The sequence below is a fragment of the Acinetobacter sp. 148 genome (assembly GCF_031196675.1).
GTDB classification, from domain to species: Bacteria; Pseudomonadota; Gammaproteobacteria; order Pseudomonadales; family Moraxellaceae; genus Acinetobacter; species Acinetobacter baumannii.
Genome location: NZ_JAVIMT010000009.1, coordinates 1 through 221 on the forward strand (window position 1 = coordinate 1; position 221 = coordinate 221).

1 protein-coding gene is annotated in these 221 nt (G+C 35.3%); it reads right to left on the reverse strand.

Going from position 1 to position 221, the window contains the following annotated elements; translation table 11 throughout:
• Nucleotides 1-221, reverse strand: a 221-nt coding sequence (locus RFX69_RS19370) for a KorB domain-containing protein (protein ID WP_375143704.1), incomplete at both ends; no start/stop codon positions are given.

Consider the following 221-nt stretch of genomic DNA (forward strand, 5'->3'; position numbering starts at 1 on the left):
GCTTGAGGTAATAATTTCACCCTTCAGCTCTTTAGACCATACACGGGCTAATTTTGATGAAATAGCACCTTCATGATCTGCTACTAACGCTTTTACTTCTTCTGGATACTCAGCTAATAAGTTTTTAATGATCGTGCCAGTTTCAGCATCATTTACCATTTTATTAGCCATAAGGCTTTTTAGATAATCATCTGATTCAAGCAATTGTAATCTTCGAGAAA